Below are 223 nucleotides of genomic sequence, written 5' to 3'. Positions count from 1 at the left end.
GGTTAAAATACGATGCCATGCAATGGTATCGTTGGGGTTATAAAGTATTTTAACAAACGCCAAAACGTCTTTGATATGGCGTATTTCAATTAAGCGGATGCAGCCCACCACGATGAACGGACTTTGACGTACCATAAGTACACACTGCCCGCAGTAGGCATGTAGTTAGTTACGACACACGAATACATATACTAGCATATGGACATCAACTTTATCTTTTTTA

Annotated in this window: 1 protein-coding gene; it reads right to left on the bottom strand. The window is 39.9% G+C overall.

What is annotated here, in order from left to right; translation table 11 throughout:
* Positions 1–135 (bottom strand): 3'-5' exonuclease (locus CAN34_RS14700; RefSeq protein ID WP_368039519.1); only part of this gene is annotated, 135 nt, incomplete at its 3' end.
* Between the last annotated feature and the right edge of the window lie 88 nt (positions 136–223).

Origin of the sequence: Psychrobacter sp. DAB_AL32B, from assembly GCF_002224105.1 — a bacterium.
Classification (GTDB): Bacteria; Pseudomonadota; Gammaproteobacteria; order Pseudomonadales; family Moraxellaceae; genus Psychrobacter.
This window is presented reverse-complemented; position numbering and strand designations above follow the sequence as displayed.